Origin of the sequence: Klebsiella sp. WP3-W18-ESBL-02, from assembly GCF_014168815.1 — a bacterium.
GTDB classification, from domain to species: domain Bacteria; phylum Pseudomonadota; class Gammaproteobacteria; order Enterobacterales; family Enterobacteriaceae; genus Kluyvera; species Kluyvera ascorbata_B.
The window spans coordinates 1-4,550 of the sequence record NZ_AP021980.1; the positions used below are offsets into that span (position 1 = coordinate 1).

A 4,550-nucleotide genomic window follows, 5' to 3' on the forward strand; every position below is an offset into this window, starting at 1 on the left:
GCAGAACGGTGCTGAGGCTGTCTGCGGCGGTGCGAACAAGAGATGTTATGGTAAATATTTTATAAGAGCACACCTATTGGAGTTTAGGCGTGCTCTTATTCTATTTAAAGAAGTGGGATGAGCTTTTTTTCATTATTTTGTCATTCACTGTTAGCCCGCCTTTCATTCTTCCATCTTTCATATATCTATAAAAAAGACTTTTAATTTTATTTGCGTAGTCGTTTTTTATTGTTAGGTTATCTGCATTAACATGATCACTGAAAACATGACCTGTGCAGTAACTATGAGATGAAATTGGCATAACCAATGCTGAAGAAACTATATCTGTCATCTGAAGCATTATGTGGTTGTGGCTTTGACCGAATGTAGGCATCTCACAGACTAATGGATATTTATCCCCGGATAGTTTATTCTTCTCTGTGAACAAAGAGTGTGAAAGAGCCTCGTTAAGCGGCAGGGTTCTGTTGTCAGCTATGACAAAGCCCTGGCTGTCTTTTTCAGATAGAAAATTATTAAAGTCAGCGTATAAGCACTGAACGGCTGATGTATAGACGGATAGGCCATCGAAAATGCCACCTGGCGGTTTTATATATATGCGAGACAAAATCCTTACATTATATTTTTCTAGGATCTTTAAAAGTTCATCAATAAATCTTTTTGCCCTTCTTTTTGCTTGTTTGTATTTGTATTTGCCTCCTGAGTATCTCAGGTCTTTTTTTAAATCACTGCCCTTTAATTCATCCTTTGATATCTTTAGCCTTTCTTCAAACTTAAGCGTTGGCTTGTAAATATTCCTTTTTAGGTTGAGAATTTCTTTGGTTATTTTATAAAGGTTTGATGAGTCAATGATTAGTGCGGATATTAAAAAGATTGGTTGGACGGGGCTTGTTGGACTGGGTAGTGCACCCGGGCATCCAGCCTCATCTATGTACATGATGTGCATTCTATTCTCCATAAACAACTAAAGCCGCATAGGCGGCTTCAGGAAACGTCGCCTTGAAGTTGCCCCCAAGTTCGACTAGAAACTAACGTTTCTGATTAAATTATATATGACATGAGGATTGATGCAAGCATTTCAGTCTCATTAAAATTATATTGAGTTCATTGGCTTCAGCGCGTAATCTCATGCTCTGTAAACGAAAAAACCACCCTGGCAGGTGGTTTTTCGAAGGTTAGTTAATCCTGGCAGATTTTCTAACCGTGGTAACAGTCTTGTGCGAGACATGTCACCAAATCTGTCCTTCCAGTGTAGCCGTAGTAAGGCCACCACTTCAAGAACTCTCGATACATCTCTCGCACACCCTGTTTACCAATGGCCGTTGCCAATGGCGATTAGTCGTGTCTTTCCGGGTTGGACTCAAGACGATAGTTACCGGACAAGACGCAGCGGTCGGACTGAACGGGGGGTTCGTGCATACAGTCCAGCTTGGAGCGAACTGCCTACCCGGAACTGAGTGTCAGGCGTGGAATGAGACAAACGCGGCCATAACAGCGGAATGACACCGGCAAACCGAAAGGCAGGAACAGGAGAGCGCACGAGGGAGCTACCAGGGGGAAACGCCTGGGATCTTTATAGTCCTGTCGGGTTTCGCCGCCACTGATTTGAGCGTCAGATTTCGTGATGCTTGTCAGGGGGGCGGAGCCTATGGAAAAACGGCAACGCCGCTTCCTTTCTTGATTTGATTGCTACTAGCCAACTCCTTTACTTCTGAGCTGGTAACGCCCGCCGCAGTCTCACGGCAGGAGCATAGCGACCGAGTGAGCGAGGAGGCGTCATTTTATCAATACAGGCATTTTGCACTTACGCCCCGCAGCCGCATTTCCCCCTTGCCGTATGAAGCACTTTCCTGAACCCCCACTCCGATCTATCATATTAAGCCAGTATACACTCCGCTAGCGCTACGTGACTGGTTCAGGGCTGCGCCCCGAAACCCGCTGAAAAGTACTGCCGCGCCCTGCGGGCTTGCCCAACACCGCTCCGGACAGGAAAAAATTTCCCGCCCGAACCGGTGTTATCCGGAGGATGGTTTGGCAGAAAAGCGCAACAAAATGCTCACTATGTGGGTGACAGAAGACGAGCACCGCCGACTTCTGGAGCGCTGTGAGGGTAAACAACTCGCGGCCTGGATGCGCCAGATATGCCTGGACGAAAAGCCCTCGCGTGCTGGCAAACTTCCATCCATCTCGCCGGCGCTGCTTCGTCAGCTTGCCGGCATGGGTAACAACCTCAACCAGATTGCCCGGCAGGTTAACGCCGGTGGCGGTACTGGGCACGATCGCGTGCAGGTTGTCGCCGTGCTGATGGCCATTGATGCCGGACTCGAGCGGCTGCGGCACGCCGTGCTGGAAAAGGGGGCAGACGATGATCGTTAAGTTTCATCCCAGAGGCCGCGGCGGTGGCGGCGGTCCGGTGGATTATCTGCTGGGGAAAGACCGGCAGCGCGACGGCGCCAGCGTTCTGCAGGGTAAGCCGGAGGAAGTGCGGGAGCTTATTGACGCCTCGCCTTACGCCAAGAAATACACCTCCGGCGTGCTGTCTTTTGCCGAACAGGATTTGCCGCCCGGCCAGCGTGAAAAGCTGATGGCGAGCTTTGAGCGGGTTCTGATGCCCGGACTCGATAAAGACCAGTACAGCGTACTGTGGGTTGAGCACCGGGACAAAGGGCGGCTGGAGCTGAACTTCCTGATCCCGAACACGGAGCTGCTGACCGGCAGACGTCTCCAGCCGTATTACGACCGCGCCGACCGTCCGCGCATTGATGCCTGGCAGACCATAGTGAACGGCAGACTGGGGCTGCACGACCCGAACGCGCCGGAAAACCGGCGGGCGCTGGTTACACCGTCCGCGCTGCCGGAAGCGAAGCAGGAAGCCGCCCAGGCGATTACGCGCGGCCTACTTTCCCTTGCCTCATCCGGGGAGCTGAAAACCCGTCAGGACGTCACTGAGGCGCTGGAAAGTGCGGGTTTTGAGGTGGTGCGCACCACGAAAAGCAGCATCAGCATTGCCGACCCTGACGGGGGGCGAAACATCCGACTGAAGGGAGCCATCTATGAACAGTCTTTTAACGCTGGCGAAGGACTTAGAGCAGAAATCGAAAGCGCAGCAGCAGACTACCGGCGAGATGCTGAAAGCCGCATTCAGCGAGCACGAGAAGTCTGTCAGAGCGGAACTGAGCGAAAGCGAGAAGAGAATCAGCGCCGCCATCCTCGACCACGACCGGAAGCTGTCCTCAGCCATGAGCCAACGCACGAAAGGGATGCTGCGTATGATCAGCCAGACGTGGCTGACCATAGTCCTGGTCTCCGCGCTACTGATCGCCTCGAGCGCGGGCATTCTGTGGTGGCAGGGGCAACAGATACTCGACAACTACACGACCATCCAGGAACAGAAGAGCACGCAGGCCATGCTTTCAGAGAAGAACAACGGCGTCCAGCTCACGACCTGCGGGGAGGAGAGACGCCGCTGCGTGAGGGTGAACCCGGAAGCGGGAAGATTCGGAGAGGATTCGAGCTGGATGATACTGGCGGGGAAATAGCACATGACGGAACTGGAAAAACAGTTGCTGAGCGCATTAGAGCAGCTACAGCAGGACTACTCGAAAAGGCTGGACGAGTGGGAGAACGCCTTCGCGGAATGGCGGACGATGTCTGGGCTTATGCAACGGGAGAACGCGGCGCTGAGCGAGCGCGTCACGGGCTTGAGCAGGCAGGTGCAGAGTTTGAGCGATCAGCTGCGCCGGTTGTCGCAAGGCTGAATGGCATCGAGGCGCACCGGGAGCAGGAGCGCGCGGCGCAGCACCAGAAAGCGCTGGAGCTGGAACGATCGCAGCGGCAGAAAGGTTTTGAGCTTGGAATGTAGTTAATCAATGAAAAGGGATGCGTTATGAAATGTTTCTGGGCTTGCTCAGTCTCGGTGGTTTTGGCTATGTCATTTACAGTCGCTGCTGCGGAGAATAACGACAACGTTACATATACAAAACCGTCAGCCGGGAGGGACTTATATCTTACCTGTAAAGGTTATCAGGTGAAGGGGGCATCTGTAATTAACGTCGAGAAACCTTCTTACCTTGAAGGTACTGGTGAGCAGGTTGAATTTGCAATCATTACTCCTGTTGGTGCGTCTGACGGACTCAAGGTCTTTTTTGATTCATGGGGTTTTTCTTCATTTGGATTGATTGAAAGCCATGTGATGCATGAGCACTGGTCTTTAGTTCATGTTGGGGGGCGTGCTTCAGTCAAAGGTGAAAAGATTGATTATTCATTTGTAGATAACCAGCCACAGGAGGGGGGGAGCTATAAACCCAAAACAGGTGTGTTCCTGTACGGCTGCATGAACTCGGATAAAAGACCATCTTGGGTCGAAAAGATCTACACAAGAACAGGTGTGTTTCGAGGGGGCATAGAAGACTAAAATACTGCTTACAGCATGAAAATCCATTGAACAGAGTGTCAGTTCATTTCCGTGCATAACTATGCATACCGTAAGAACTTACGGGGGGCATTTATCGGCGTTTTTACGTGGTAAGAGGTGCTCTTTTGCGGTTCATGGC

The 4,550-nt window shown here is 51.3% G+C and carries 6 protein-coding genes and 1 pseudogene; 5 read left to right on the forward strand and 2 right to left on the reverse strand.

The features are described 5' to 3' along the window. Positions 1-100 precede the first annotated feature (100 nt). Positions 101-943, reverse strand: a complete 843-nt coding sequence (locus H7R56_RS27495) for a DUF3800 domain-containing protein (protein ID WP_182928888.1) — start codon at positions 941-943, stop codon at positions 101-103. Between the two features lie 389 nt (positions 944-1,332). Further along, positions 1,333-1,416, reverse strand: a complete 84-nt coding sequence (locus H7R56_RS27985; protein WP_320108824.1) for a replication initiation protein — start codon at positions 1,414-1,416, stop codon at positions 1,333-1,335. 633 nt (positions 1,417-2,049) lie between these two features. Here H7R56_RS27985 and H7R56_RS27500 point away from each other — a divergent pair. The 5 genes and pseudogenes from H7R56_RS27500 (at position 2,050) to H7R56_RS27520 (ending at position 4,411) form a co-directional block, all read left to right on the forward strand. Continuing rightward, positions 2,050-2,373, forward strand: coding sequence for a MobC family plasmid mobilization relaxosome protein (locus H7R56_RS27500; RefSeq protein WP_024191642.1), 324 nt, complete (start codon positions 2,050-2,052; stop codon positions 2,371-2,373). Further along, positions 2,363-2,680 (forward strand): annotated as a pseudogene (locus H7R56_RS28120) (nuclease); the annotation flags it as partial. The gene H7R56_RS27500 and the pseudogene H7R56_RS28120, both read left to right, overlap by 11 nt. A 370-nt stretch (positions 2,681-3,050) precedes the next feature. Further along, positions 3,051-3,536 carry an MbeB family mobilization protein gene (locus tag H7R56_RS27510; protein WP_061390563.1) on the forward strand — a complete coding sequence of 162 codons (486 nt, stop codon included), beginning with the start codon at positions 3,051-3,053 and terminating at the stop codon, positions 3,534-3,536. A gap of 3 nt (positions 3,537-3,539) precedes the next feature. Continuing rightward, positions 3,540-3,755, forward strand: coding sequence for an MbeD family mobilization/exclusion protein (locus H7R56_RS27515; RefSeq protein WP_072048928.1), 216 nt, complete (start codon positions 3,540-3,542; stop codon positions 3,753-3,755). Between the two features lie 128 nt (positions 3,756-3,883). Further along, entirely contained in the window at positions 3,884-4,411 is a 528-nt protein-coding gene (locus tag H7R56_RS27520; protein ID WP_016246513.1) for a hypothetical protein, read from the forward strand. The last annotated feature ends 139 nt before the right edge of the window (positions 4,412-4,550 follow it).

What these genes read in the sequence shown, in the direction of transcription:
- H7R56_RS27520 (WP_016246513.1), top strand. Translation starts at nt 3,884, where the DNA reads ATGAAATGTTTCTGGGCTTGCTCAGTCTCGGTGGTTTTGGCTATGTCA.
- H7R56_RS27495 (WP_182928888.1), bottom strand. Translation starts at nt 943, where the DNA reads ATGCACATCATGTACATAGATGAGGCTGGATGCCCGGGTGCACTACCC.
- H7R56_RS27500 (WP_024191642.1), top strand. Translation starts at nt 2,050, where the DNA reads ATGCTCACTATGTGGGTGACAGAAGACGAGCACCGCCGACTTCTGGAG.
- H7R56_RS27515 (WP_072048928.1), top strand. Translation starts at nt 3,540, where the DNA reads ATGACGGAACTGGAAAAACAGTTGCTGAGCGCATTAGAGCAGCTACAG.
- H7R56_RS27510 (WP_061390563.1), top strand. Translation starts at nt 3,051, where the DNA reads ATGAACAGTCTTTTAACGCTGGCGAAGGACTTAGAGCAGAAATCGAAA.
- H7R56_RS27985 (WP_320108824.1), bottom strand. Translation starts at nt 1,416, where the DNA reads ATGCACGAACCCCCCGTTCAGTCCGACCGCTGCGTCTTGTCCGGTAAC.